This is a genomic window from Mesorhizobium sp. CA14 (assembly GCF_020165195.1).
In the GTDB taxonomy this organism is placed as follows: domain Bacteria; phylum Pseudomonadota; class Alphaproteobacteria; order Rhizobiales; family Rhizobiaceae; genus Mesorhizobium.
The window spans coordinates 1-24,613 of the sequence record NZ_JAIUHR010000023.1 but is presented as its reverse complement, the minus strand read 5'-3'; the positions used below and the strand labels follow the sequence as shown (position 1 = coordinate 24,613).

The window sequence follows — 24,613 nt, the reverse complement described above, 5'->3', positions numbered from 1 at the left end:
AATTGTCATGGCCCGGTTCCTGCAGACCGCGGGACTGGCTATCGGGCTGATTGCGCTTGTCCTGCAATTCGCCATCACCATACCGGCATCGATGGCGGCGGGACGCAGCCTGCTCGGCTCGGTCGTCTTCTATTTCAGCTTCTTCACCATCCTCACCAACATCGCGGCGGTGATGGTGCATGCTTCGCTGCTGTCACCCACCGGCTATGCCTGGTTTCCGGCCTTTGCCGGACAGCGAATGCGCACCGGCGTCGCGGTCGCCACGACGCTGGTCTTCATCGTCTATGCGACGGTGCTGGCAGGGCTTTGGCAACCGCAGGGCCTGTTCCTGCTTTGCGACATCCTGCTCCACTACGTCACGCCGTTCATCTTCGTCGCGTGGTGGCTCGCCGCAGGCGCCGACGGCAGCACGCGCTGGCGCGATATCTCCCGGTGGATGGCCTATCCGCTGGCGTATCTCGCCTACGCGCTGATACGCGCGCCCTTCGCCGGCGAAGTGCCGTATTCGTTCCTTGATGTCGCCAAGAACGGCGCGGCCAGCGTCGCCGTTTCGGCCCTGGGCGTCACAGCCCTGTTCATCGGATTGAGCGTGCTTGCCGTGCTTGTCGATCACGGCATCGGCCGATTGCGAGGAAAGCCCGCAACCCACGTCCAATCGAGCCCCACCGATAGGCATCACTCCCAGAACGCCTTGATGCCTTCGCGATGGGCGTCGCAGCGCGAGATGCCGATATCCTTCAACTGATCGTCCGTCATCTCCATGAGCGCGAGACGGCCGCGCCGGCGCTGGAGCACGCGGTCGATCCGCCTGGCGATGGAACGGAGCACAACCGCCATGCGGCCGACGAAGCCGCGATGGGTCTGAGGCTCGACCTGGGCGCCAAAAGCCGGGCGAGCGTAGCGAGTTGTCTCGATTGTATCCATTGTCGTTCTGCCTTGTTTCGATTGTACCTTGGCAATCGCGCAACCGATATGAATTGACTCATCGTGCGGTGCAATATAGAAAATTGTCACCATGACAAATTGGCTCCCCGATCTTTCCTCCGGCTCCGGTCCGCTATACCAGCGCCTTGCTGACAGCATTGAGTCAGATATCGACAAGGGCGTCATCGACGCCGGTGCAAAACTGCCGCCGCAGCGCGACCTCGCCTATGACATCGGCACGACCGTCGGCACCATCGGCAGGGCCTATCAGCTGCTGCGCGAGCGCGGTCTGGTGAGCGGCGAAGTCGGCCGCGGCACCTATGTGCTCGGTCAGCGCGCAGCAGACCCGAAGCCGGATTTGGAACTTGCCATCCAGGGCACGCGCCCCGTCGATGCGCCGAGCGGCAAGTTGCGCTTCGACAGCACCGCCGCGCCCGATGTCGGCCAGGGCGCCGTGATTGCCGACATGCTGGCACGCACGGCGCAGGAGCATCCGCACGACATTTCAAGCTATACGCGGGATTTCCCCGAACGCTGGTACGAAGCCGGAAGCCGCTGGCTGGCACGCAATGCCTTCCGCCCCTCGCTCGATTCGATCGTGCCGACGCTGGGCACCCATGCCGCGGTCATGGCGGCGATCGCGGCGTTGACCATGCCCGGCGACTACGTGGTATTCGAGCATCTCACCTATTCGCAGATCGCGCGCAGCGCCGGGCTGATCGGCCGCCGCACGGCGCTGGTTTTGACTGATGAGGATGGTATCGACCCGGATGATTTCGAGCGCGTCTGCGCGCAGAAACATCCAAAGCTGATGTTCCTGATGCCGACCGCGAAGAACCCGACGCTGGTGACGTTGTCGGCGGAGCGGCGGCAGGCGATCGCAAAGATTGCGCGCGAGTACAATGTCGCGCTGATCGAGGACGATCTTTACGGCGAGCTCACCGACGACCCGACGCCGCTGCTGGCCGAATATGCGCCCGAGCGCACGATCGTTGCCGGCGGCCTGTCGAAGTCGGTCGCGGCAGGCGTCCGCGGCGGCTGGCTTTCCTGCCCCCCGGCCTACCGCCACCGCATCCGTGTCGCCCACAAGATGATGACCGGCGGCTTGCCCTTCCTGCTGGCCGAGGTCGGTACCCGGCTGGTGATGTCGGGGCAGGCGGGCGAGATCCGCAAGCGCTGCATTGGCGAGATCCAGGCGCGCCTCGCCATCGCGCGCGACGTGCTGGCGGGTTTTGATTTCAAGGCGCGGGACAACGTGCCTTTCGTCTGGCTGACCTTGCCGGACCCGTGGCTGCCCGGCACTTTCAAGAACGCCTGCCTGGCGCAAGGCGTGCTCATCGACGACGAGGACGAGTTCAAGGCCGGCCGCTCCGAGCAGGTCTTTCACGGCGTGCGCTTTGGCGTGTCGCAGCCGCGGCAAAGCAAGGATGTCGCCGGCGGCGTGGCCGTCATCCGCCGCCTGCTCGACGAAGGCCGCGCTGGCTACGACAGTTTTTCCTGATCAAGCTGACGGGCCCTTAGGCCCTGATCTCCGCCGGCAGGGGCAGTTTTCCGGCTTTTTTCGTCATCCGGTGGGGTGTATCGCGCGAAAGCTTGCGATAAGAGGAGACTCAAAAGAACTCCCCTTTCCCACGGACAAAAATCGCCGCTCATGACCATTTCGAATTCCGTGCCGATCACTCCCGAGCTCGTCGCCGCGCATGGGCTGAAGCCCGACGAATACCAGCGCATCCTCGATCTGGTCGGCCGCGAGCCAAGCTTCACCGAGCTCGGCATCTTCTCGGCGATGTGGAACGAGCACTGCTCCTACAAGTCCTCCAAGAAATGGCTGCGCACGCTGCCGACCAGCGGTCCGCAGGTCATCCAGGGTCCGGGCGAGAATGCCGGCGTGGTCGACATCGGCGACGGCGACTGCGTCGTCTTCAAGATGGAGAGCCACAACCATCCCTCCTACATCGAACCTTATCAGGGCGCGGCGACCGGCGTCGGCGGCATCCTGCGCGACGTCTTCACCATGGGCGCGCGGCCGATTGCGGCGATGAACGCGCTGCGCTTCGGCGCGCCGGATCATCCCAAGACCCGGCACCTTGTCGCGGGCGTGGTTTCCGGCGTCGGCGGCTACGGCAATTCCTTCGGCGTGCCGACCGTCGGCGGCGAGGTCAATTTCGATGCCCGCTATAATGGCAACATTCTGGTCAACGCCTTCGCGGCGGGTCTTGCCAAGACCAACGCCATCTTCCTGTCGCAGGCCAAGGGCGTCGGCCTGCCGGTGGTCTATCTCGGCGCCAAGACCGGGCGCGACGGCGTCGGCGGCGCCACCATGGCCTCGGCCGAATTCGACGACAAGATCGAGGAGAAGCGTCCGACCGTGCAGGTCGGCGATCCCTTCACCGAAAAATGCCTGCTGGAAGCCTGTCTCGAGCTGATGGCCTCGGGCGCCGTTATCGCCATCCAGGACATGGGTGCGGCCGGCCTCACCTGCTCGGCCGTCGAGATGGGCGCCAAGGGCGACCTCGGCATCGAGCTCGACCTCGACAAGGTGCCGGTGCGCGAAGAGCGCATGAGCGCCTATGAGATGATGCTGTCGGAAAGCCAGGAGCGCATGCTGATGGTGCTGCGTCCCGAAAAGGAAGAGGAAGCCGAGGCGATCTTCCGCAAATGGGGGCTCGACTTCGCCGTCGTCGGCAAGACCACCGATGATCTGCGCTTCCGCGTCATCCATCAGGGTGATGAGGTCGCCAATTTGCCGATCAAGGAATTGGGCGACCAGGCGCCGGAATATGACCGCCCTTGGGTCGAGGCGAAGAAGCCGGCGCCGCTTGCCGCAAACGATGCGCCGAAGGCCGATGTCGCCGACGCGCTGCTGAAAATGCTTGGCGGACCGGATCTCTCCTCGCGCCGCTGGGTGTGGGAGCAGTACGACACGCTGATCCAGGGCAATTCGCTGCAGCTTCCCGGCGGCGATGCCGGCGTGGTGCGCGTCGAAGGCCATCCGACCAAGGCGCTCGCCTTCTCCTCCGACGTCACGCCGCGCTACTGCGAGGCCGATCCTTACGAAGGCGGCAAGCAGGCCGTCGCCGAATGCTGGCGCAATCTCACCGCCACCGGCGCCCTGCCGCTCGCCGCCACCGACAACCTCAATTTCGGCAATCCCGAACGGCCCGAGATCATGGGCCAGCTCGTCGGCGCCATCAAAGGCATCGGCGATGCCTGCCGCGCGCTCGGCTTCCCGATCGTCTCCGGTAATGTCTCGCTCTACAACGAGACGAACGGCCGCGGCATCCTGCCGACCCCGACAATCGGCGGCGTTGGCCTCATCGCCGACTGGTCGAAGATGGCGCGCATCGGCTTTGCCGCCGAGGGCCAGATGATCGTGCTGGTCGGCGCGCCGTCGAGTTGGGGCAGCCATCTCGGCCAGTCCGTCTATATGCGTGACATCCATGGCCGCGCCGATGGGCCGCCGCCGCCGGTCGATCTCGCGCATGAGAAGCGCGTCGGCGACCATGTGCGCTCGCTGATTGCTTCCGGCATCGTGACCGCCGCGCACGACGTCTCGGACGGCGGCCTGGCGATAGCGCTGGCCGAAATGGCGATGGCCTCCGGCATCGGCGCCACCATTCCCGGCCTCACCGGCACCAATCCGATTCCGGTCTGGTTCGGCGAGGACCAGGGCCGCTATCTGCTGACGCTGTCGATCGATCCGCAAAGCGGCGAATGGGACAGGATCCGCGAGGAGCAGGGCAAGCTCGGCATCTTCGCGCCCTGGATCGGCACTACCGGCGGACGTGAATTGAAGCTGGGTGACGCACGACCGATCCCGGTCAGTGAATTGACCGCTGCCCATGAGGGCTGGTTCCCGCGCTTCATGGATCAAGCCAGTTGACGAGGCTGACCGGCAGGGCGCTGGTCGCAGTCGTCTTCTGGCCGTCTTTGTTCTTCTTCTGGTTTCTTGGACCGTTCGTCCTGTTCCTGTTGTCGACGACCTCGAGCGAGGTCTGTCCGCGGCTGGAAACCCGCGCCGACTTCCTGGCGGCGGCCAACGGCACGCTGCCGATGCTCATCGTGCAGACGCTGATCTACGCGGTTCCGATCGTCTGCCTGGTGCTATGGAACAGGCTTTCTCCGGAGCCGGCGCGGGCAAGGCACATCGCGACCTGCATCAAGCTCTTCGCCGTCGCCACGGTGATCGGGGCGGTTTGGGCCTATGGCTCGTCCTTGACCTGCGATGGCTACGGTCAGGCCTTCTTCTCAACCGCATGGCAGATGACGAGCTATCTTCCCATCGTCAGCCTGTTGATCAACATCCCGCTTTACGTGCTGGTCTTCAGCCTCGGCCGCGCCTATTCGACGCGCGACGACATTACCGAAGACGGCGTGGTTCATCCGAGCCAGGACAATTCCTAGGCTTCATCCCCCGACGGAACGGCTTCAATCCGGGCTGGAAAGGCTTTAGGCTCACCCCGAGTCACCTGCCCGCTTGAAACAGGATTTTGCCATGGCAATGGATGCCCACGACATCGAAAAACTGATCAAGGAAGGCATCCCGGACGCCAAGGTGACGATCCGCGACCTGGCCGGCGACGGCGACCACTACGCGGCCGAGGTCGTCGCAGAAAGTTTCCGGGGCAAAAGCCGTGTCCAGCAGCACCAGATGGTCTATGACGCGCTGAAGGGCAAAATGGGCGGCGTGCTGCATGCTCTGGCGCTGCAGACCAGCGTCCCGGACTAAGCGCTGCCGCCCCTTACGCCTTGGCCCAAAATCGCGTTATCCCTTGCGCCATTCAAGGTGCATCATGGCTAATGTCTTGTTTCAGCCCATCTATGGGTTTATTTGAAAGACATGCTTCGAGCCTGACTCCCACAGGCGTGAAAGGATTTTCCATGACCGGCATCAGCGACTACATCGACAATGAAGTGAAGAGCAACGACGTCGTGCTCTTCATGAAGGGCACGCCCGGCTTCCCGCAATGCGGGTTCTCCGGCCAGGTGGTGCAGATCCTCGACTACATCGGGGCCGACTATAAAGGCGTGAACGTGCTCGACTCGGCCGAATTGCGGCAGGGCATCAAGGATTATTCGAACTGGCCGACCATCCCGCAGCTCTATGTGAAGGGCGAATTCGTCGGCGGTTGCGACATCGTGCGCGAGATGTTCCAGGCCGGCGAATTGCAGGACTTCCTCGTCGAAAAGGGCGTCAGCGTCAAAGGCGCCGCCTGATTTCAATTTTGCTCGCTCGCGCGGAGGCAAACCCTTCGGCCGGCAAGATCCCCCGGGGCGCCCCCACCTCGGCAATTCATAAACCCCGCATCTCGGGGGATGAAACGAGCAGCGCGCCGGTCAGCCGGCGCTTGTTCGTCTGAAAAATCGGACTTTGCCGTGGACAAGCAGGTAGAAGCGTCGCAACGGGCAGGCAGCTTGCCCATTCCGCGCTGGGAATTCATCGCGCTCTGCGCAGCGCTGATGGCGCTCAACTCCCTGGCCATCGACATCATGCTGCCGGCGCTGCAGCAGATCGGCGCCTCGCTCGGCGTCGAGAGCGAGAACCACCGCCAATATGTCATCACCGCCTATATGCTCGGCTTCGGCGGCGGGCAACTTTTGTTCGGGCCTATTTCGGATCGCTTTGGACGTCGCGCGCCACTGGTCTTTGGCCTGGTCGTCTATGTCGTGGCTGCGGCTGCCGCCGCCATAGCCCCCAGTTTCGCCCTGTTGCTGACCTGGCGTCTCATCCAGGGCATTGGCGCGGCCGCAACCCGCGTCATCGCCGTCTCGATCGTGCGCGACACGTTCGAAGGCCGGCGTATGGCCGAGGTGATGTCGCTGATCTTCATGGTGTTCATGGCCATCCCGGTCATCGCGCCCGGCATCGGCCAGTTCGTCATGCTGTTTGCCAGTTGGCACTGGATTTTCGTGACCATGGCTATCGGCGCGCTGATCGTTTCGACCTGGGCTCTGCTGCGCCTGCCGGAGACGCTGCATCCCGAATATCGCCGCACGCTAACGGTAGCGTCCGTACTCGGCGGCTTCCGCATCGTGCTCACCAACCGGCTCACGCTTTGCTACGCCTTTGCCAGCACGTTCATCTTCGCCGCCATGTTCGGCTTCATCAGTTCGGCGCAGCAGATCTACATCGACATATTCCATGTCGGCGAATTGTTCCCGCTGATCTTTGCCGGCGTTGCCGGCGTGCTTGCCTTCTCCAACTATCTCAATTCGCGGTTGGTCGGACAGATTGGCATGCGTCGCCTGTCGCAAGGCGCGCTGCTTATCTTCCTGTGCATCAGCCTTGCCTGGCTGGTGGTCTCGCTGGAGATGCAGATGCCGCTCTGGCTCTTCGTCACCTTTTTTGCCGGCGCGATGCTGCCATTCGGCGGACTGGGCGCGAATTTCAACGCTCTGGCCATGGAGCCGCTCGGCGAGCTCGCCGGCACGGCGGCATCTATTCTTGGCTTCATGCAGACTTTTCTCGGTGCCCTCATCGGCGCGGCGATCGGCCAGGCCTATAACGGCACGGTGACCCCTCTGGCCGCCGGTTTCTGCAGCGTCTCGGTCGCGGCTTTGCTGATGATCCTGATCGCCGAGCGGGGCAGGATGTTCCAGCCCCACAATCCCCCCGTTTCGGGCCACGTCACCGATCTGCACTAGATTGCTGTGGCCGGCAGGCCTGCCGGCCAGGCCAAGCGCAGGATTTGGCCCTACTCGGCCCAGAGTTCGCGGCGCAACTCGTCCCAGCTTTGCTTGTCGGGCGCGACCAGCAGGCCGCCGTCGACATGCGACGGCAGATAGGCGCTGCCGTCGACGCGCGCGACATGACCGCCGGCTTCCTGGTGGATCAGCGCGCCCGCCAGATGATCCCAGGGCATCAGCTTGTTGTAGAGCACGAAATGGGCGTGGCCGCTGGCTAGAAGCCGGTATTCATGCGCCGCGCAGCGATAGGCGAATTGCGACAGCGTTTTGGTCTGGTTGCGGGCAAGCCGCGAGCGTTCAGGCTCTTGGAGAAACTGCCAGGAAACGGCGCCGGTCATCTGCGACATCGGGACCGGTGCCGCGACGCGAACCTTCTCCAGCGCGCCATGCGCATGGCGGATATGGCTGCCGGAGCCCTTGGTCCCGATCAGCCAGTCCTTGCCGACCGGATCATGGATGATGCCGGCGACGGTCTCGCCATTGACGACGACGCCGGCCATGACGCCGAACAGCGGCACGCCGGAAGCGAAATTGAAAGTGCCGTCGACCGGATCGATGACGAAGGCAAGCGCGGCATCGCCCAGGCCCGACAGCAGCGCCGGGTTGTCGGAGCAGGCTTCCTCGCCGACCACCATAGCGTCTGGATAGCGTTCGCGGAGCCGGGCGGCGATCAGCCTTTCGGCGTTGACGTCCGCCTCGGTGACGAGGTCGGCGGCGGACGTCTTCTGGCGGACGTCGCCCTCGCCCAGCCGGCGGAAGCGCGGCATGATTTCGGCGCTCGCCGCGTCGGCGAGAAGCTCGGCCAGCCAGTCGATCGCATTATCGTCAAATCGCATCGGAACTGTCTCCTCCTGGGTTCGTGAGTCCCGCGAAGTCGAACAGCTTCCTGTCCAGGAGATGCGAAGGCCTTACGTTAGTCATGGCGCGGATCATCGTGTCCTTGCGGCCCGGCATGCGCTTCTCGATGTCGTCGAGCATCGCCTTCATGGCGTTGCGCTGCAGCCCTTCCTGGCTGCCGCAGAGGTCGCACGGAATGATCGGGAATTTCATCGCGTTGGCGAATTTCTCGAGGTCGGCCTCAGCACTATAGGCGAGCGGCCGCAGCACCATAACGTCGCCCTCGTCATTGAGAAGCTTGGGTGGCATGGCGGCGAGACGCCCGCCATGGAACAGATTCATGAAGAAGGTCTCGAGAATGTCTTCGCGGTGGTGACCAAGCACCAGCGCCGAGCACCCCTCCTCGCGCGCGATGCGGTAGAGATGGCCGCGCCGTAGCCGCGAGCATAGCGAGCAATAGGTGCTGCTCTCGGGCAGCTTGTCAGTCACCACCGAATAGGTGTCCTGGTATTCGATGCGGTGGGCGATGCCGTTGGCGTTGAGATAGTCGGGCAGGATGTGCTTCGGGAAATTCGGCTGGCCCTGGTCGAGATTGCAGGCAAGCAGATCGACCGGCAGCAGGCCGCGCCATTTGAGGTCGAGCAAAAGCGCCAGCAGGCCGTAGGAATCCTTGCCGCCCGACAGCGCCACCAGCCAGCGCTCGCCCGGCTTAACCATGGCGAAATCTTCGATCGCCTGGCGGGTGAGCCTCAACAGCCGCTTGCGCAGCTTGTTGAACTCGACCGAGCACGGCACGTCACGAAACAGCGGGTGGAAACCGCCTTCGGCCTCGTCGTCGATCGGCTCGAGGGATTTGAGGTCTGGCAGCATATTCATGGCGCCGGCTCCATGGTTCTGTTGGCGCCCGGCTTAGCGGACCTGACCGCCAAAGAAAAGGCCGCCTCGAGAGGCGGCCTTGGATGCTGCGGCTGATCGATGTCGATCAGCGCGAGTAGAATTCGACGACCAGGTTGGGTTCCATCTGCACCGCGAACGGAACGTCCGACAGGCCCGGAACGCGAGCGAAGGTCGCGGTCATCTTGTTGTGATCGGCTTCGATATAGTCGGGCACGTCGCGTTCGGCGAGGCCCACCGATTCCAGCACGATGACGAGCTGCTTCGACTTCTCACGCACCTCGATGACATCGCCCGGCTTGCAGCGATACGAACCGATGTTGGTGCGCTTGCCGTTGACGTTGACATGGCCGTGGTTGACGAACTGACGGGCGGCGAAGATGGTCGGCACGAACTTGGCGCGATAGACGATCGCGTCGAGGCGCGACTCCAGCAGGCCGATCAGGTTCTCGGAGGTGTCGCCCTTGCGGCGGTTGGCCTCTTCATAGACCTTGCGGAACTGCTTTTCCGAAACGTCGCCATAGTGACCCTTCAGCTTCTGCTTGGCGCGCAGCTGCAGGCCGAAGTCGGAAAGCTTGCCCTTGCGGCGCTGGCCGTGCTGGCCGGGGCCGTATTCACGCTTGTTGACCGGGGACTTCGGGCGGCCCCAGATGTTTTCGCCGAGACGGCGGTCGATCTTGTATTTCGCGGATTCGCGCTTGCTCATCGCATTCCCTTTCAAAACAATATACCCGGAACCCCATGGCTCCGGGCGAAGGAAACGCGCCCTCCTCTGGCCTCCGTTTTCGAGACCTGACAGGGTTTCCCACGCAAAGCGACGGAAAACCCACGGGACACGTCAAAAGAAACCACCGGGCGTCGCCACCCGGTGTTGGTGGCCTGTTAAACACAGATTTAACCGCTGTCAAGCTTGTGGCTGGCGGCGCCGACGGCAACTCGATATCATCTTGGCGTTGCATGCGGCGCTGGGTGTGGCGGAAAGTTGCACGCCGGCGGTATCGGGGCGGATGCGGCGTCTTCGGACGCAACGCCCTGCACGTGATGAAGGGACTGGAGCAGAGGAGTCCGAATTCCCATGAAGAAGTTCTTCCTTACCCTGACCGGAGCGGCTGTGTTGGCCGGATCGATGGCGGTCATGACGCCGGAACCGGCCATGGCCAGGCACTGGCATGGCCATGGCCACAAGCAGGTGTGCCGCGTCGTTGTGAAGAAAAAAGTGGTCTGGCGCCACGGCCATCGCCATGTCGTGCGCTACAAGACGCGGCATTGCTGGTGGCGCCGCTAGCTGATCTCGCGGCAAAGGGATTAACGGAGGCCCGCGGCCGACGCCGCGGGCATTTCATTCGATCTACGACTTCTTGCCGGGCAGACTCTTGCGCTTGGTCTCGGCGAACTCCTCGAGCTGCTTCTCGCTCATCGATTCATACATTTCGCGCGAAGCGCCTTTGAGTTCGCTCTTCTTCGTCTCCCCGCGCTTGGCGGAAAGCGCTGCGCCGGCGGCCTTTTGCTGGGCTTGCGATTTGGCGGGCATGGCGGTTTCTCCTTTGCTGCGGGAGAAACGCCGCGGTTCGGCAGCAGTTCCGGCCTGGGCGGCCAGGTCTTTCGTAAGCTTGCGGCATCGGCGATCTTCAGCGACGGCCTTCCCGCGTCCGGAACGCCAGTGTAGGACGGCGGCATGAAATCGCTGACCGATCCCTCACAGGCACTCTCCACCGGCCTCGCGAAAATCCGCACCGAGTTCCACGTGCCGGACGGATTTCCGCCGCAGGTGGTGGCTGCGGCGCAGGCGGCTGCCAAGCGTGTGCCCGACCAGCATGCCGATCGCACCGCGGTGCCTTTCGTAACGCTCGATCCGGCGAGCTCGACCGATCTCGACCAGGCCTTCTCGATCGAGGCCAGCGGCGGCGATCTTCTCTTGCATTACGCCATTGCCGACGTGGCCTGGTTCGCCGGGGATGCCGACGCTGTGGATCTCGAAGCCTGGAACCGGGGCGAGACGCTTTATTTGCCGGACGGCAAGGCCGGGCTCTACCCGCCGCTGCTTGCCGAGGCTGCGGCGAGCCTATTGCCCGATGGGCCGCGTCCCGCGGTCATCTTCACGATCCGGGTTGCCGGGGACGGTGCGGTGAAATTGGATGGCGCGGAGCGCGCCATCATTCAAAGCCGCGCCAAGCTCGCCTATGACAGCGTCAAACCTTCGGATGTTCCCGCCGGCTTCGCGGAACTGGCGCGGCGCATGGCGGCCAACGAACAGCGCCGCGGCGCTTCGCGCGTCGATCCGCCGGAGCAGGAGGTGGAAAGGCTCGCCGACGGCACGTTCCGGCTTTCGTTCAGACCGCTGCTGCAATCCGAGCAGGACAATGCAGCACTTTCGCTGGCCGCCAATATGGCGATCGCCGATGCCATGCTGGCGCACAAGACCGGGTTGTTCCGGGTGATGTCGGGGCCGGATGCTTCCAAGGTGCAACGGCTGCGCAACGCAGCACAGGCGCTCGGCCTGTCCTGGCCCGCCTCCACCAGCCTGCGCGACTATCAGCGCACGCTCGATCCGGCCGATCCGAAACAGGCAGCGCTGATGCTGGAGATCCGCCGCGCGGGCAACGGCGCATCCTACCAGCCCTATCAGGAGGGCGTCGTGCCCTGGCATGAGGCGATGGCCGCGACCTACGCGCATGCCACCGCGCCGCTCAGGCGGCTGGCCGACCGTTACGTCGTGCGCTGCGCGCTGGCGATCGCCAACGGCCAGCCCGTGCCGCAGGCCGTCGCCGACGCCTTTGCCAGATTGCCGAAGGTGATGGGGCGTGCGGATGCCCGCGCCTCGCAGATCAATCACGCTGCCATCGACCTTGCCGAGGCCGCAATGCTCAAGGGACATGAGGGTGAGACGTTCAAGGCCGTCGTCACCGACTTCGTCGACCATGGCGTGCGCGTGCAGCTTGCCGATATGCCTGTCGTTGCCAACGTCAAGGCTTCCGGCCTCAGGCAGGGCGACAATCTCAACCTGAAGCTGGTCTCGGCCGATCCGGATCAGCGCAGCATCGTCTTCGAGCCCGCCACCCCGGCTTGAGCACTAAGGTGCGGTCAGTCCAAAGCCCTGGATGAGCCGCCTCGTGGCAAAATCCATCTTGCCGGAGGTGAAGACGGCCAGATCGGGCTCGCTCTCGCCGGATGTTTCTCCGACAGGATCGAGCAGCGACATGGCGCGCCGTGCGATCGCCTCGGCCGGATCGATCCAGTCGACCGGCCAGGGCGCGGTCTTGCGCATGCGGTTGGCGAGAAACGGGTAATGCGTGCAGGCGAGCACGACGATATCGGTGCGATTGCCGTCGCGCTCGATGAAACAGGGCGCGATTTCGGCGCGCACGGCTTCCTCATCGACGAAACCCTGGCGCATATAGATCTCGGCCAGCCCCGCAAGCCGGTCGCTGCCGACCAGGCGCACATGGCATTTCTGCGCCCATTTGCTGATCAGGTCGCGCGTGTACTGGCGCTTCACCGTGCCCGGCGTCGCCAGCACCGACACCAGGCCGGAGCGGGTGCGCTCGGCCGCCGGCTTGATTGCCGGCACCGTGCCCACGAAAGGATGGCCGGGGAATGTCTCGCGCAGCACCTCGATCACCAGCGTCGAGGCTGTGTTGCAGGCGATGACCGAAATCGCCGGCTGCAGGCGGTCGAGCAATTTGCCGAACAGCGCAAGGATGTGTTCTTTGAGCGCCGGCTCTTCCCAGGCGCCGTAAGGAAAAGCCGCGTCGTCGGCGACATAGACGAAGCGGCGGTCGGGCATCAGCACACGCGCCTCGCGCAGCACCGTCAGCCCGCCGACGCCGGAATCGAACATCAGGATCGGGCGCTGGCTTGATCGATCGCTCATTGTCATCCGGTTATAAGAAGCGGCAGGCCCGGAATTGGACCGACGCGCTTCTATCGCGAATGATCATGGTCTTGAAGTGGCGAATGCGAGCAGCTTTCGCGCAATCGCTAGAGCATGATGCCGAAAAGAGTGAAGCGCTTTTCGGACGACATCATGCTCTATCTCTAAGATAACTCATATCCCGCGCTTGCCGAAACCGGCCGGGCGCGGTCTGCCGAAAGGCTGCGGCGCGGGCGGGATGCGTGCGGCTGAAGCGGCAACCGCGGCGCGTGGAGCGGCCGGCACAGCGGTGCGTCCAGTGCGGGTCGATGCCGGCAGCGGACCGTCGAAGTCGAAAACATCGGTCAATTCATCGATGTTGCTGCCCGCGACGGGTTTCGCCCACAGGATCGTGCACCAGAGGCCGAATATCGAAAATGCAAGCAGGTTCAGCCCGCCCGGAATGCTCTCGGGATCGCCGAATTTGACGACCAGCAGCACGCCTGCCTGCAGAAGGGCATAGACGGCCGAAAGGGCGATGTAGGCCCACAGAATCCAGCGACGCCCGTTGGCGTCGCGGGTGCGGCGCGAGGCGATGTTGCCGCGCAGCGCGACAAAGATGAGCGAGGCGACGAGGACGGCGCCCGCCATGCCCTGCCGCGACGGACCGGGACCCGAATTGATCAGTCCTTCGAAACCGATCGTGCTGACAATGCAGATGACGATCACCACGGTTTCGGCGACGGCAAGACCAAGAGAGTAAAGGAAAAAGCGCAGCCGGCCAATATTGGACGTAAACATGTGCCACCCCCAACTATTGCAGCAAGGATGAGGCACGACCGAATAAAAATCGGTTACTTCAAATGCTCACAGCTTATCGATCTTAACTTTCTTCGTCTTTGGCGCGACCGCGCGCGCCGGCCGGCAGTCGTCTTGGATCGTCCCCGGGCGAGCCGTCGCCGCGCGGCATGGCCGGCGAGAACCGGTCGAGCGAGGAGATGATGCCGCGCAGAACCTTGAGCTCGGGTTCGGCGAACCCCGCGCGCGTCAGCACGGCGCGCAGATTGTCGACCATCTTCGGCTTCTTTTCCTCAGGGCGGAAATAACCGCGCGCTTCCAACGCGTTCTCAAGATAGGCGAACAGGCTGTGCAGTTGCTCCTTGGTCGCCGGCACCAGCTCCGGTCCGGAGAAATTGGTCTGGGTCTCGTCGGCGAGGCCGGACTTCATCCACTCATAGGACATCAAAAGCACCGCCTGGGCGATGTTGAGCGAGGAAAAGCCAGGATCGACCGGAAAGGTGACGATCTCGTCGGCTAGCCCGACCTCGTCATTATAGAGACCGAAGCGCTCGCGGCCGAACAGGATGCCGGTGCGCTGGCCCCCCTCGACACGTGCCCTGAGCGCCCTGCCCGCTTCCACGGGACCGCGCACCGGCTTGAAGCCGTCGCGCTCCCGCGCCGTGGTGGCGAAGACGAAGTTGAGGTCGGCGACCGCCGATGCCAGATCGTCGAAAACCCTGGTGGCGTCGATGACATGGTCGGCGCGGCTGGCGGCCGCGCGCGCCTTCTCGCTCGGCCAGCCGTCGCGCGGATTGACCAGCCTGAGCTCGGACAAGCCGAAATTCGCCATGGCGCGGGCGACCATGCCGATATTCTCGCCGAGCTGCGGCTCGACCAGGATGATCGCGGGGCCGGCGGAAGCGGTCTTGCTGGGGTCGTCAGTGCTTGGCATGGCTTTCGGTAACCGGGATTTGCGGCGTTTCGGCGTCCCCTGCCACATCCGGACCGGAAAATGAAGCATTCACAACAGCGGCGCCCCTCGGCCCGGGCGCGGATCGCGGTTTGCGCGCTGAAAAAGCCTTTGATATACGCTCCGCATCCCCGGCCGAAACCATGCGGGCAAGGCCGTCCAGATCCCCCAGCAACGAGGCATTCTTTCCATGGCGAAGATCAAGGTGGTTAACCCGGTCGTCGAACTCGACGGCGACGAGATGACCCGCATCATCTGGCAGTTCATCAAGGACAAGCTGATCCACCCCTATCTCGACCTGAAGCTTGAATATTACGATCTCGGCATCGAGCACCGCGACGCCACCAACGACCAGGTGACGGTCGATTCGGCCAACGCCATCAAGAAATGGGGCGTCGGCGTGAAATGCGCGACGATCACTCCCGACGAGGCCCGCGTCGAGGAGTTCAAGCTGAAGAAGATGTGGAAGTCGCCCAACGGCACCATCCGCAACATCCTCGGCGGCACGATCTTTCGCGAGCCGATCATCATGAAGAACGTGCCGCGCCTGGTGCCGGGCTGGACCAAGCCGATCGTCGTCGGCCGCCATGCCTTCGGCGACCAGTACCGCGCCACCGACTTCCGCTTCCCCGGCAAGGGCAAGCTGACGATCAAGTTCGTCGGCGAGGACGGCCAGGTGATCGAGCATGACGTCTATGACGCGCCGGGCGCCGGCGTGGCCATGGCCATGTACAATCTCGACGAGTCGATCCGAGAATTCGCCCGCGCCTCGCTGAACTACGGCCTGCTGCGCAATTTCCCGGTCTATCTGTCGACCAAGAACACCATCCTCAAAGCCTATGACGGCCGCTTCAAGGACATCTTCCAGGAGGTCTACGAGAAGGAGTTCGAGGCCGAGTTCAAGGCAAGGAAACTCTGGTACGAGCACCGCCTGATCGACGACATGGTCGCCTCCAGCCTGAAATGGTCGGGCGGCTATGTCTGGGCCTGCAAGAACTATGACGGCGATGTGCAGTCCGACACTGTCGCGCAAGGCTTCGGCTCGCTCGGCCTGATGACCTCGGTGCTGATGACGCCGGACGGCAAGACGGTGGAAGCGGAAGCCGCGCATGGCACCGTCACCCGCCACTACCGCCAGCATCAGAAGGGCGAGGAAACCTCGACCAATTCGATCGCCTCGATCTTCGCCTGGACGCGCGGCCTCGCCCACCGCGCCAAGCTCGACGACAATGCCGAGCTGAAGCGCTTCGCCGAGACGCTGGAAAAGGTCTGCATCCAGACCGTCGAGAGCGGTTTCATGACCAAGGACCTGTCGCTGCTGATCGGCCCCGACCAGCCCTGGCTCTCGACCACCGGCTTCCTCGACAAGATCGACGAGAATTTGCAGAAGGCGATGGGATAGCGATGCTGGCCGCGGCCGAAAAGGCCCGCGTCTGCGCGGCAAACAATGCCGATCTTTACGAGGCAGTATTTCGGGCGCACGGACTGAATCGACAGCGAAACCCGTTGTTGTGGTGGAGCGAGTCGCCCGCTCCACCCTATTACTCCAATATGACAACGCTTGATCCCGATGCGATCGAGTCCCAGCATGAAGCCGTCAAGCATCTGAGTTCGGGGCTTGACGGCCCGTTTGCGGTCAAGGATGGGTTTTGCCGGCTCGATCTGGCCAGCCTCGGCTTCAAGCGGCTTTTCAGCGCAAACTGGACTTGGGCCAATCCGAGCCGTGCAGCCGCTGGCGCTCATAGCCGCATGGCTTTTGGCTGGGAGCGCATCCGTGATCCCGATGCGCTACGGGCCTGGGAAGATGCTTGGGCTGAAGACAATCCACGCGACCGGCGCGTGTTTCCGCCTGCGATCCTCGATAATCCCGACATTGCTTTTTTTGGGTGTGCATCCGCCGTCGGTTTTGACGCCGGCTGCATCGTGAATCGTTCGCCAGGGGCAGTCGGGCTGTCCAACGTTTTTGCAAAGGGAGTTGGCGCGGCTACTGCTTATCAGGACGCCACCCGCGCCGCCGCTATCTACGCCGACGATCTTCCACTCGTCGGATATGAGCATGGCGACGCGCTACATGCGGCGCGCCTTGCCGGCTTCGAACCCGTCGGGAGTCTGTGTGTCTGGTTCCGACAAAGTGGAAGATCAGCATGAAGAAGCCGATCCTCTTCGGCGCCGACTACAGCATCTATGTCCGCATCGCGCGCATGGCGCTGGAGGAAAAGGGTGTCGGCTACGAGCTCGTGCCGCTCGACATCTTCGCCGCCGAAGGCATTCCGGCCTGGTATCTGGAGCATCACCCGTTCGGCCGCATCCCGGCCTTCGAGCATGACGGTTTTCGTCTGTTCGAGACAGGCGCCATCGCGCGCTATGTCGACGAGGCCTTCGACGGTCCGGCCCTGCAACCGGCCGACGCGCGCGGCCGCGCCAGGACGGGCCAGATCATCGGCATGCTCGACGCCTACGGCTATCGCGCCATGGTCTGGGACGTCGCGGTCGAGCGGCTGGAGAAGGCGGCGCCGGATGAGGCGCTGATCACCGGCGGGCTCCGTCAAGCTGAGATGGTGCTCAAGGTTTTGACATCGCTGAAGGCAAAAGGGCCTTGGTTGCTCGGCGAGCAAGTGACGCTGGCCGATCTGCATGCGGCGCCAATGATTGCCTATTTCGTCAAGGTCGCGGAAGGACGCGATCTGTTGGCGCGGTTTGCGGATATCCGGGATTGGTTTGCGCAGATAGCCGGACGGCCGAGCTTTATGCGCACGGAAAAGGTCGCGTAACTCGCTCAGCGCCGGCGCCACGCCTCATTGCCCTGCCGGGCATTTCTCCCCTTAAAAACGGGGAGAAAGAAGCAGTTGCAACGCCGGCGATTGGCGAAAGCCCTATGTGACAGCGCCCTTCTCCCCGTTCAACGGGGAGAAGATGGCGGCAGCCAGATGAGGGGCAGCGCCACCCTCGGAGAATTGGGAACCGGCCTGAGCTACAGCCGATCGCCCCAAGCGTCACGCCGTCTCCAGCGCCGCCTTCACCGCCGCGATCGCATCATTGGCCCTGGAGGCGTCGGGGCCACCGGCCTGCGCCATGTCGGGACGCCCGCCGCCGCCCTGGCCGCCAAGCGCGGCGGACGCGACGCGCACGAGATCGACGGCGCTGAAGCGGTTGGTCAGGTCGTCGGTGACGCCGACGACCACGCTCGCCTTGTTGTCCTCGCCGGCGCCGACAAAGACGACCACGCCGGAGCCGAGAGTCTTCTTGCCGGCATCCGCCAGCGGCTTCAAGTCCTTCGGCGCGACACCGCTGACTGCTTTGCCAAGGAAGCCGACGCCGGCGACCGTCTCATTCGCGGCCGGGGCATCGGCAACGGCCGAACCGCTGCCCAGCGCCAGCTTCTTGCGCGCCTCGGTAAGCTCCTTTTCGAGCTTCTTGCGCTCTTCTAGCAGCGCCTCGACGCGCGACGGTACATCGGCCGGCGAGATCTTCAAGGTCGCCGCCGCGGCTTTCAGCCGCCTGTCCTGCTCGTCGAGATGCTTGCGCGCCGCCTCGCCGGTCAGCGCCTCGATGCGGCGCACGCCGGCCGCCACCGCGCTGTCCGACAGGATGCGCACCAGGCCGATATCGCCGGTCGATTTCACATGCGTGCCGCCGCAGAGTTCGACCGAATAGGGACGATTGGCTTTGGCGCCATGCAGGCCAGTGCCCATCGACACGACGCGGACCTCGTCGCCATATTTCTCGCCGAACAGCGCCATGGCGCCCTCGGCAATGGCGTCGTCGACCGACATCAGCCGTGTCGTCACCGGGCTGTTCTGGACGACGATCTCGTTGGCCATGCGCTCGACCTCTTCGAGCTCGTCCGCCGAGATCGGCTTGTTGTGCGAGATGTCGAAGCGCAGCCGGTCCGGCGCCACCAGCGAGCCCTTCTGCGCGACGTGGGTGCCCAGCACCTCGCGCAACGCCTCGTGGATGAGATGCGTCGCGGAATGGTTGGCGCGCAGCTTCGAGCGACGGGCGTGGTCGACCTTGAGCTCGACAGCTACACCCGTCTTGACCGTGCCTTTGGCCACCTTGCCCAGATGCACGAACAGGCCGTCGGCCTTCTTCTGCGTGTCGGAAATCTCGATCGAGAAGCCCTCGCCGGAGATCACGCCGATGTCCCCCATCTGGCCGCCGGATTCGCCATAGAACGGCGTCTGGTTGACGATCACGGCGACCGCGTCGCCCTGCGACGCGCTATCGATCGCTTTGCCGTCCTTGACCAGCGCCTGGACGATGCCTTCGGCCTGCTCGGTCTCATAGCCGAGGAACTCGGTCGCGCCGGTGTTTTCACGCACGGAGAACCAGACGGTTTCGGTCGCGGCCTCGCCCGAACCCGCCCAATGCGCGCGCGCCTCGGCCTTCTGCCGCTCCATCGCGTCGGTGAAGCCGGCGATATCGACCGAGATGCTGCGCTGGCGCAGCGCATCCTGCGTCAGATCGAGCGGGAAGCCGTAGGTGTCGTAGAGCTTGAACGCCGTCTCGCCGTCCAGCATGTCGCCGGCTTTGAGCGTCTCGGTCGCGTCCGAAAGCAGGCCGAGGCCGCGCACCAGCGTCTTGCGGAAGCGTGTTTCCTCAAGCTTCAGCGTCTCGGTGATCAGCGCCTCGCCGCGCACCAGCTCGGGATAGGCCTGGCCCATCTCGCGCACCAGCGCCGGCACCAGCTGCCACATCAGCGGATCCTTGGCTCCAAGCAGCTGCGCATGGCGCATGGCACGGCGCATGATGCGGCGCAGCACATAGCCGCGGCCTTCGTTGGACGGCAGCACGCCGTCGGCGACCAGGAACGAGGACGAGCGCAGGTGATCGGCGATCACGCGATAGGACGCCACGTTCTCCTGGTTCGGACCCTGACCGAGCGCCGAGGACGCCACATCGATCAGATGCTTGAAAAGGTCGGTCTCGAAGACGCTCTCGACGCCTTGCAGGATGGAGGCCATGCGCTCCAGGCCCATGCCGGTGTCTATCGAGGGACGCGGCAGGTCGATGCGCTCTTCCTTCGTCACCTGCTCATACTGCATGAACACCAGGTTCCAGAATTCCAGGAACCGGTCGCCGTCCTCTTCCGGGCTGCCGGGCGGGCCGCCCCAGATATGCTCGCCGCGGTCGATGAAGATTTCCGAGCAAGGCCCACAGGGACCGGTGTCGCCCATCGCCCAGAAATTGTCGGAGGTCGCAATGCGGATGATACGGTCGTCCGAAAAGCCGGCGATCTTCTTCCAGTGGCCCGCCGCCTCGTCGTCAGTGTAATAGACGGTGACCAAGAGCTTGTCTTTCGGCAGACTGAATTCCTTGGTGATCAGGTTCCATGCCAGCTCGATCGCACGCTCCTTGAAATAGTCGCCGAACGAGAAATTGCCGAGCATCTCGAAGAAGGTGAGATGGCGCGCGGTGTAGCCGACATTGTCGAGGTCGTTGTGCTTGCCGCCGGCGCGCACGCTCTTCTGCGCGGTCGCGGCGCGCGAATAGGGACGCTTCTCCAGGCCGGTGAACACGTTCTTGAACTGCACCATGCCGGCATTGGTGAACATCAGCGTCGGATCGTTGCGCGGCACCAGCGGGCTGGAGGCGACGATCTCGTGGCCCTCCTTGCGGAAGTAGTCGAGGAATGTCGACCGGATATCGTTCACGCCACTCATTGCGTACTGCCTTTTCGCGAGAACCGCCGGCGTTGCCGGCGGCTGATGGGCTTTTGTTTCAGAAGATAGATGGGCCTTTTAGCGATAGCTCCTCACCCTGTCCAGAAACACGGAATTAATGCGTGTCGCCCAGAAGTGCGCAGCGGTTCTGGGACAACGACATGCATCAAAACAAAGGCCTAAGGCGCGTCGCCTGGAGCCGTTTCAGCGCGGCGCGCTTTAGGCCAATCTTCGCAGGAGCGGCGGCTCAGCACTGCCCGCAAAACGCAAAACCGCCGGCGCGAAGGCCGGCGGTTCGGGTACGCAGTACTCAAGAACTCGATTACATAAGCGCAAACCGATAAACCCGGATTGTGGCCGAACTCCGGCTGAGCCAACGAATTGCTTTCGCTCAATCCCGAACAGGAAACCGCCGCGCGGCCTTCCTGGACGAACCGGCCCTATATGGCGCCGGCTTCGTCCTCGAAACCGTCCTCCCCGCCTTCGGAGCCGCCATTCTCGAGGAATTTCTCGGCGATCAGCCCGGCATTCTGCCTGAGCGCCATCTCGATCTCGCGCGCCGTGTCGGGATTGTCGCGCAGGAACAGCTTGGCGTTCTCGCGACCCTGGCCGAGACGTTGCGAATTATAGGAGAACCAGGCGCCCGACTTCTCGACCACGCCGGCCTTGACCCCGAGATCGACGAGTTCGCCGGTCTTGGACACGCCCTCGCCATACATGATGTCGAACTCCACCACCTTGAAGGGCGGGGCCAGCTTGTTCTTGACCACCTTGACGCGGGTCTGGTTGCCGACGACCTCGTCGCGGTCCTTGACCGAGCCGATGCGGCGGATGTCGAGGCGCACCGAGGCGTAGAATTTCAGCGCGTTGCCGCCCGTGGTCGTCTCGGGCGAGCCGAACATGACGCCGATCTTCATGCGGATCTGGTTGATGAAGATGACCATGGTGTTGGAGCGCGAGATTGAGGCGGTCAGCTTGCGCAGCGCCTGGCTCATCAAACGAGCCTGGAGACCGGGCAGCGCATCGCCCATCTCGCCTTCGATTTCTGCGCGCGGCGTCAGCGCTGCAACGGAGTCGACGACCAGAACGTCGATCGCGCCCGAACGCACCAGCGTGTCGCAGATTTCCAGCGCCTGCTCGCCAGTATCGGGCTGCGAGATCAGGAGGTTTTCCAGGTCGACGCCGAGCTTGCGGGCATAGACCGGATCGAGCGCGTGCTCGGCATCGACGAAGGCGCAGATGCCGCCCTTCTTCTGCGCTTCCGCCACGGTGTGCAGCGCCAGCGTCGTCTTGCCCGAGCTTTCCGGCCCGTAGATTTCGATGATGCGGCCGCGCGGCAGGCCGCCGACGCCGAGCGCGATATCGAGCCCGAGCGACCCGGTCGGCACGGTTTCGATCTCGACCACCTGCTCGTTGGCGCCGAGCCGCATGATCGAGCCCTTGCCGAAAGCGCGCTCGATTTGCGACAGCGCCGCATCCAGAGCCTTTGATTTGTCCACTGCCTTATCCTCTACAAGCCGCAAAGTATTCTGAGCCATGATACATCACCCCTTGGTCGTCAATGAAGGCCGGACAATCCGTGATCCCTCCTCTTTTGTACCTTTTTTGTTCTCATTTGGCAAGGGGCAACAAATACCTGAAAAACAAACACTATCCGGATTTGTTCTATTTTTGTCTCACCAGAACCAAGTGCGGAGCACAACCACTGGTCCAGAAGAGATCCCGACATCCGGCCATCCCGAATCGCGACCCCGATTGCCGGGGCGACCTGGGAAACCTAGAGCAATTCCGGGAAAAGTGCGTAGCGGTTTTCCGTCCGGAATTGCACAGGAAGAAAGATTTAGAGCGGTTCAGCGATTCCGTGAGACGCCGAACCGCTCTAGTGTGCGCAGCCGCACGATCAACGAAAGTCAGCGACCCGAAATGTCGACATCCCCAACTATCCTGGCGCTGGGCGGCGCCCATATCGACCGGCGCGGCCAGGTCTCGGGCATTTATGTGCCCGCTGCCTCCAATCCCGGCATGATGCGCGAGGACGTCGGCGGCGTCGTTTTCAATGCGCTGCGCAGCGTGGTGAAGCGCGGCGTGTCGGCCTCGCTGATATCCGTGCGCGGCGGCGACGCGGCGGCGGACACGGTCGCCTCGGCGATCGACAGCGCCGGGATAACGGACCTCTCGGTCGTGTTCCTCGACCGCACGACGCCGAGCTATACGGCGCTGATCGACGCCGAGGGCGAATTGATCGTCGGGCTGGCCGACATGGCGCTCTACGATCTTGCCTTCCCCAAGCAAATCAGGCGCGCCAAGGTGCGCGAGGCGATCGCCGCTGCCGACGCCATCCTGTGCGACGCCAACCTGCCGACGGCGGCGCTGGAGCGCCTGACGGCGCTTGCCGGCGGCCGGCCGGTCTTCGCCATCGCCGTCTCACCGGCCAAGGTCGTCCGCCTGGCGCCGCTGCTCGACGATCTGTCGGTGCTTTTCATGAACCGCCGCGAAGCCGCGGTGCTGGTCGGTGCCGACCTGTCCGGCGAAGCCCTTGTCGACGCGCTCAGACGGGCTGGCCTGAATGCCGGCGTGGTTACGGCCGGCAGCGCCGCGGTGCTGGGCTTCGACGACACCGGCATCTTTGAAATCGACCCCCCCGCGCCCCGCCGGGTCGCCGACGTGACCGGCGCCGGCGACGCCCTGACCGGCGCGACGGTCGCTGCCCTGCTGCGCGGCCTGCCGCTGCGCGCCGCGCTGCGCGAAGGCGTTGCGGCGGCAATGCTCGCCATAGAGAGCCCGGAGGCCGTGCCGTCCTTCACGATCGCCAATTTCACGCAGGCGCTTGCCCTTGTGCCGGAGGCACGGGAGGTGGCATAGGGCCACCCACCATCTACTTCCTCCTTGTCGGAGACAGCCATGACGCCGGAAACCGCCCGCCCCTTCGTCGATATCCACCCGCCCGTGGCGGAAGCGCTTGCCGCCGGCCGGCCCGTGGTGGCGCTGGAAAGCACCATCATCACCCACGGCATGCCCTATCCCGACAATGGCGCGATGGCCGCCAAGGTCGAGCAGATCATCATCGACGGCGGCGCGGTGCCGGCGACGATCGCCGTGATCGACGGGCGCATCAAGATCGGCCTGTCCGATGGCGAGCGCGAATCGCTGGCGATGACGGGCGATGCCATGAAGCTGTCGCGCGCCGATCTCGGCTTCGCGGTCGCTCAAACGCGCACCGGCGGCACCACAGTCGCGGCCACCATGATCGCCGCGCATATGGCCGGCATAAAGGTCTTCGCCACCGGCGGCATCGGCGGCGTCCATAAAGGCGCCGAACAGAGTTTTGATATCTCTGCCGATCTCGACGAGTTGGCGCGCACGCCGGTCATCGTCGTCTCAGCCGGCGCCAAGGCGATCCTCGATATCGAAAAGACGCTGGAAGTGCTGGAAACGCGCGGCGTACCGGTTATCGGCCATGGCTGCGAGATCATGCCCGCCTTCTGGTCGCGGCAGTCGCCCTTCCGCGCCCCACTGACGCTCGATGCGCCGGAAGACATCGCGCATTTCTACCGCACGCGCCAAGCGCTGGGCCTGGGCGGCGGCATTCTGGTCGCCAATCCGGTGCCGCGGAACGACGAGATCCCGGCCGCTGAGATGGACGGTTACATCCAGGCGGCGCAGAAGGCCGCCGAGGCGCAGAACGTCACCGGCAAGGCGGTGACGCCGTTCCTGTTGTCGAAAATCCTGGAGCTGACCGGCGGTCGCAGCCTCAAGACCAACGTCGCGCTGGTCGAGAACAATGCGCGGCTGGCGGCGGAGATTGCCAAGGCGCTGTAGGCGCGGAGCGCTCAGTTACCAGGCAGCGATAGCCAAAAAGCGAACGCCGCGTTCCTTCACACCCCCCTCTGTCCTGCCGGACATCTCCCCCGCAAGGGGGGAGATTGGCAGCTTCGTCGAAGGCGCTCTTCTTGCAGCGTTGGCGATTGGCGAAGCGGGGGTTACGTCCGATCTCCCCCCTTGCGGGGG

General features: G+C 63.9%; 24 protein-coding genes. 14 read left to right on the top strand and 10 right to left on the bottom strand.

The features are described from left to right. Positions 1 to 7 precede the first annotated feature (7 nt). Positions 8 to 745, top strand: a complete 738-nt coding sequence (locus LB565_RS21430) for a Pr6Pr family membrane protein (RefSeq protein WP_224587496.1) — start codon at positions 8 to 10, stop codon at positions 743 to 745. Here LB565_RS21430 and LB565_RS21425 read toward each other — a convergent pair. Beyond that, positions 676 to 1,017 (bottom strand): DUF1127 domain-containing protein, encoded by a 342-nt coding sequence (locus tag LB565_RS21425; RefSeq protein WP_411970682.1) that lies wholly within the window; start codon positions 1,015 to 1,017, stop codon positions 676 to 678. The two genes, LB565_RS21430 and LB565_RS21425, sit on opposite strands and share 70 nt — an antisense overlap. Here LB565_RS21425 and LB565_RS21420 point away from each other — a divergent pair. The 6 genes from LB565_RS21420 (at position 1,016) to LB565_RS21395 (ending at position 7,569) form a co-directional block, all read left to right on the top strand. Continuing rightward, on the top strand, positions 1,016 to 2,425 hold the full coding sequence (locus LB565_RS21420; protein ID WP_224587494.1) for a PLP-dependent aminotransferase family protein: 1,410 nt from the start codon (positions 1,016 to 1,018) through the stop codon (positions 2,423 to 2,425). The genes LB565_RS21425 and LB565_RS21420 overlap by 2 nt on opposite strands. A gap of 150 nt (positions 2,426 to 2,575) precedes the next feature. After that, positions 2,576 to 4,807: a phosphoribosylformylglycinamidine synthase subunit PurL gene (purL, locus tag LB565_RS21415; protein ID WP_224587493.1), complete on the top strand. Its 2,232-nt coding sequence runs from the start codon at positions 2,576 to 2,578 to the stop codon at positions 4,805 to 4,807. Continuing rightward, entirely contained in the window at positions 4,804 to 5,328 is a 525-nt protein-coding gene (locus tag LB565_RS21410) for a hypothetical protein (RefSeq protein WP_224587492.1), read from the top strand. Before purL ends, LB565_RS21410 begins: the two co-directional genes overlap by 4 nt. A gap of 91 nt (positions 5,329 to 5,419) precedes the next feature. Then, positions 5,420 to 5,653, top strand: a complete 234-nt coding sequence (locus tag LB565_RS21405; protein ID WP_040995401.1) for a BolA/IbaG family iron-sulfur metabolism protein — start codon at positions 5,420 to 5,422, stop codon at positions 5,651 to 5,653. A gap of 152 nt (positions 5,654 to 5,805) precedes the next feature. Further along, positions 5,806 to 6,141: a Grx4 family monothiol glutaredoxin gene (grxD, locus tag LB565_RS21400; protein WP_040981263.1), complete on the top strand. Its 336-nt coding sequence runs from the start codon at positions 5,806 to 5,808 to the stop codon at positions 6,139 to 6,141. Positions 6,142 to 6,345: 204 nt separating this feature from the next. Next, complete coding sequence (locus tag LB565_RS21395; RefSeq protein ID WP_224587631.1) at positions 6,346 to 7,569, top strand: multidrug effflux MFS transporter; 1,224 nt, start codon at positions 6,346 to 6,348, stop codon at positions 7,567 to 7,569. A gap of 50 nt (positions 7,570 to 7,619) precedes the next feature. On the opposite strand, the gene LB565_RS21390 is transcribed toward LB565_RS21395, so the two are convergent. The 3 genes from LB565_RS21390 to rpsD all read right to left on the bottom strand — a co-directional run bounded on the left by LB565_RS21390 (position 7,620) and on the right by rpsD (position 10,048). Then, entirely contained in the window at positions 7,620 to 8,447 is an 828-nt protein-coding gene (locus LB565_RS21390; RefSeq protein ID WP_224587491.1) for an inositol monophosphatase family protein, read from the bottom strand. After that, a complete protein-coding gene (gene ttcA / locus LB565_RS21385) occupies positions 8,437 to 9,324 on the bottom strand; it encodes a tRNA 2-thiocytidine(32) synthetase TtcA (protein WP_411970681.1) in 888 nt (295 codons plus the stop codon). The genes LB565_RS21390 and ttcA overlap by 11 nt, the downstream gene beginning before the upstream one ends. A 106-nt stretch (positions 9,325 to 9,430) precedes the next feature. After that, complete coding sequence (gene rpsD, locus LB565_RS21380) at positions 9,431 to 10,048, bottom strand: 30S ribosomal protein S4 (protein WP_126093607.1); 618 nt, start codon at positions 10,046 to 10,048, stop codon at positions 9,431 to 9,433. Positions 10,049 to 10,417: 369 nt separating this feature from the next. Between rpsD and LB565_RS21375 the strand changes: the two genes are divergently transcribed. Beyond that, positions 10,418 to 10,627, top strand: coding sequence for a hypothetical protein (locus LB565_RS21375; protein ID WP_224587490.1), 210 nt, complete (start codon positions 10,418 to 10,420; stop codon positions 10,625 to 10,627). A gap of 63 nt (positions 10,628 to 10,690) precedes the next feature. Here LB565_RS21375 and LB565_RS21370 read toward each other — a convergent pair whose 3' ends face one another. Next, on the bottom strand, positions 10,691 to 10,873 hold the full coding sequence (locus LB565_RS21370) for a DUF3008 family protein (RefSeq protein ID WP_140830373.1): 183 nt from the start codon (positions 10,871 to 10,873) through the stop codon (positions 10,691 to 10,693). Positions 10,874 to 11,017: 144 nt separating this feature from the next. On the opposite strand from LB565_RS21370, the gene LB565_RS21365 reads away from it, so the two are divergent. Next, positions 11,018 to 12,409, top strand: a complete 1,392-nt coding sequence (locus LB565_RS21365) for an RNB domain-containing ribonuclease (RefSeq protein ID WP_224587489.1) — start codon at positions 11,018 to 11,020, stop codon at positions 12,407 to 12,409. Positions 12,410 to 12,412: 3 nt separating this feature from the next. Here LB565_RS21365 and murI read toward each other — a convergent pair whose 3' ends face one another. The 3 genes from murI to LB565_RS21350 all read right to left on the bottom strand — a co-directional run bounded on the left by murI (position 12,413) and on the right by LB565_RS21350 (position 14,924). Then, on the bottom strand, positions 12,413 to 13,213 hold the full coding sequence (gene murI, locus LB565_RS21360) for a glutamate racemase (RefSeq protein ID WP_224587488.1): 801 nt from the start codon (positions 13,211 to 13,213) through the stop codon (positions 12,413 to 12,415). A gap of 174 nt (positions 13,214 to 13,387) precedes the next feature. Then, positions 13,388 to 13,993: a hypothetical protein gene (locus tag LB565_RS21355; protein WP_224587478.1), complete on the bottom strand. Its 606-nt coding sequence runs from the start codon at positions 13,991 to 13,993 to the stop codon at positions 13,388 to 13,390. Between the two features lie 82 nt (positions 13,994 to 14,075). Beyond that, the gene (locus tag LB565_RS21350) at positions 14,076 to 14,924 is read right to left on the bottom strand and encodes an RNA methyltransferase (RefSeq protein ID WP_224587476.1); all 849 of its coding nucleotides are present in this window, start codon (positions 14,922 to 14,924) and stop codon (positions 14,076 to 14,078) included. A gap of 208 nt (positions 14,925 to 15,132) precedes the next feature. Here LB565_RS21350 and LB565_RS21345 point away from each other — a divergent pair, with 208 nt between their 5' ends. Genes LB565_RS21345 through LB565_RS21335 form a run of 3 tightly spaced genes read left to right on the top strand, consistent with a single transcriptional unit; the run spans position 15,133 to position 17,713 of the window. Further along, positions 15,133 to 16,344, top strand: a complete 1,212-nt coding sequence (locus tag LB565_RS21345) for an NADP-dependent isocitrate dehydrogenase (RefSeq protein ID WP_224587473.1) — start codon at positions 15,133 to 15,135, stop codon at positions 16,342 to 16,344. A gap of 2 nt (positions 16,345 to 16,346) precedes the next feature. Continuing rightward, positions 16,347 to 17,090, top strand: a complete 744-nt coding sequence (locus LB565_RS21340) for a hypothetical protein (RefSeq protein WP_224587471.1) — start codon at positions 16,347 to 16,349, stop codon at positions 17,088 to 17,090. Further along, on the top strand, positions 17,087 to 17,713 hold the full coding sequence (locus LB565_RS21335) for a glutathione S-transferase family protein (RefSeq protein ID WP_224587469.1): 627 nt from the start codon (positions 17,087 to 17,089) through the stop codon (positions 17,711 to 17,713). The genes LB565_RS21340 and LB565_RS21335 overlap by 4 nt, the downstream gene beginning before the upstream one ends. 222 nt (positions 17,714 to 17,935) lie before the next feature. Here LB565_RS21335 and alaS read toward each other — a convergent pair whose 3' ends face one another. Next, positions 17,936 to 20,605: an alanine--tRNA ligase gene (alaS, locus tag LB565_RS21330; protein ID WP_224587468.1), complete on the bottom strand. Its 2,670-nt coding sequence runs from the start codon at positions 20,603 to 20,605 to the stop codon at positions 17,936 to 17,938. 440 nt (positions 20,606 to 21,045) lie between these two features. Beyond that, a complete protein-coding gene (gene recA, locus LB565_RS21325; protein ID WP_224587467.1) occupies positions 21,046 to 22,143 on the bottom strand; it encodes a recombinase RecA in 1,098 nt (365 codons plus the stop codon). A gap of 385 nt (positions 22,144 to 22,528) precedes the next feature. On the opposite strand from recA, the gene LB565_RS21320 reads away from it, so the two are divergent. Both LB565_RS21320 and LB565_RS21315 read left to right on the top strand, forming a co-directional pair. Continuing rightward, positions 22,529 to 23,467: a carbohydrate kinase family protein gene (locus tag LB565_RS21320; protein ID WP_224587465.1), complete on the top strand. Its 939-nt coding sequence runs from the start codon at positions 22,529 to 22,531 to the stop codon at positions 23,465 to 23,467. A 39-nt stretch (positions 23,468 to 23,506) separates the two neighbouring features. Further along, positions 23,507 to 24,424 carry a pseudouridine-5'-phosphate glycosidase gene (locus tag LB565_RS21315; protein ID WP_224587463.1) on the top strand — a complete coding sequence of 306 codons (918 nt, stop codon included), beginning with the start codon at positions 23,507 to 23,509 and terminating at the stop codon, positions 24,422 to 24,424. The last annotated feature ends 189 nt before the right edge of the window (positions 24,425 to 24,613 follow it).

Excerpts from the sequence above, each read along its gene's own strand:
- LB565_RS21430 (WP_224587496.1), top strand. The coding sequence starts at position 8 with ATGGCCCGGTTCCTGCAGACCGCGGGACTGGCTATCGGGCTGATTGCG.
- LB565_RS21420 (WP_224587494.1), top strand. The coding sequence starts at position 1,016 with ATGACAAATTGGCTCCCCGATCTTTCCTCCGGCTCCGGTCCGCTATAC.
- LB565_RS21425 (WP_411970682.1), bottom strand. The coding sequence starts at position 1,017 with ATGGTGACAATTTTCTATATTGCACCGCACGATGAGTCAATTCATATC.
- purL (WP_224587493.1), top strand. The coding sequence starts at position 2,576 with ATGACCATTTCGAATTCCGTGCCGATCACTCCCGAGCTCGTCGCCGCG.
- LB565_RS21405 (WP_040995401.1), top strand. The coding sequence starts at position 5,420 with ATGGCAATGGATGCCCACGACATCGAAAAACTGATCAAGGAAGGCATC.
- grxD (WP_040981263.1), top strand. The coding sequence starts at position 5,806 with ATGACCGGCATCAGCGACTACATCGACAATGAAGTGAAGAGCAACGAC.
- LB565_RS21390 (WP_224587491.1), bottom strand. The coding sequence starts at position 8,447 with ATGCGATTTGACGATAATGCGATCGACTGGCTGGCCGAGCTTCTCGCC.
- ttcA (WP_411970681.1), bottom strand. The coding sequence starts at position 9,324 with ATGAATATGCTGCCAGACCTCAAATCCCTCGAGCCGATCGACGACGAG.
- rpsD (WP_126093607.1), bottom strand. The coding sequence starts at position 10,048 with ATGAGCAAGCGCGAATCCGCGAAATACAAGATCGACCGCCGTCTCGGC.
- LB565_RS21375 (WP_224587490.1), top strand. The coding sequence starts at position 10,418 with ATGAAGAAGTTCTTCCTTACCCTGACCGGAGCGGCTGTGTTGGCCGGA.
- LB565_RS21370 (WP_140830373.1), bottom strand. The coding sequence starts at position 10,873 with ATGCCCGCCAAATCGCAAGCCCAGCAAAAGGCCGCCGGCGCAGCGCTT.
- LB565_RS21365 (WP_224587489.1), top strand. The coding sequence starts at position 11,018 with ATGAAATCGCTGACCGATCCCTCACAGGCACTCTCCACCGGCCTCGCG.
- murI (WP_224587488.1), bottom strand. The coding sequence starts at position 13,213 with ATGAGCGATCGATCAAGCCAGCGCCCGATCCTGATGTTCGATTCCGGC.
- LB565_RS21355 (WP_224587478.1), bottom strand. The coding sequence starts at position 13,993 with ATGTTTACGTCCAATATTGGCCGGCTGCGCTTTTTCCTTTACTCTCTT.
- LB565_RS21350 (WP_224587476.1), bottom strand. The coding sequence starts at position 14,924 with ATGCCAAGCACTGACGACCCCAGCAAGACCGCTTCCGCCGGCCCCGCG.
- LB565_RS21345 (WP_224587473.1), top strand. The coding sequence starts at position 15,133 with ATGGCGAAGATCAAGGTGGTTAACCCGGTCGTCGAACTCGACGGCGAC.
- LB565_RS21340 (WP_224587471.1), top strand. The coding sequence starts at position 16,347 with ATGCTGGCCGCGGCCGAAAAGGCCCGCGTCTGCGCGGCAAACAATGCC.
- LB565_RS21335 (WP_224587469.1), top strand. The coding sequence starts at position 17,087 with ATGAAGAAGCCGATCCTCTTCGGCGCCGACTACAGCATCTATGTCCGC.
- alaS (WP_224587468.1), bottom strand. The coding sequence starts at position 20,605 with ATGAGTGGCGTGAACGATATCCGGTCGACATTCCTCGACTACTTCCGC.
- recA (WP_224587467.1), bottom strand. The coding sequence starts at position 22,143 with ATGGCTCAGAATACTTTGCGGCTTGTAGAGGATAAGGCAGTGGACAAA.
- LB565_RS21320 (WP_224587465.1), top strand. The coding sequence starts at position 22,529 with ATGTCGACATCCCCAACTATCCTGGCGCTGGGCGGCGCCCATATCGAC.
- LB565_RS21315 (WP_224587463.1), top strand. The coding sequence starts at position 23,507 with ATGACGCCGGAAACCGCCCGCCCCTTCGTCGATATCCACCCGCCCGTG.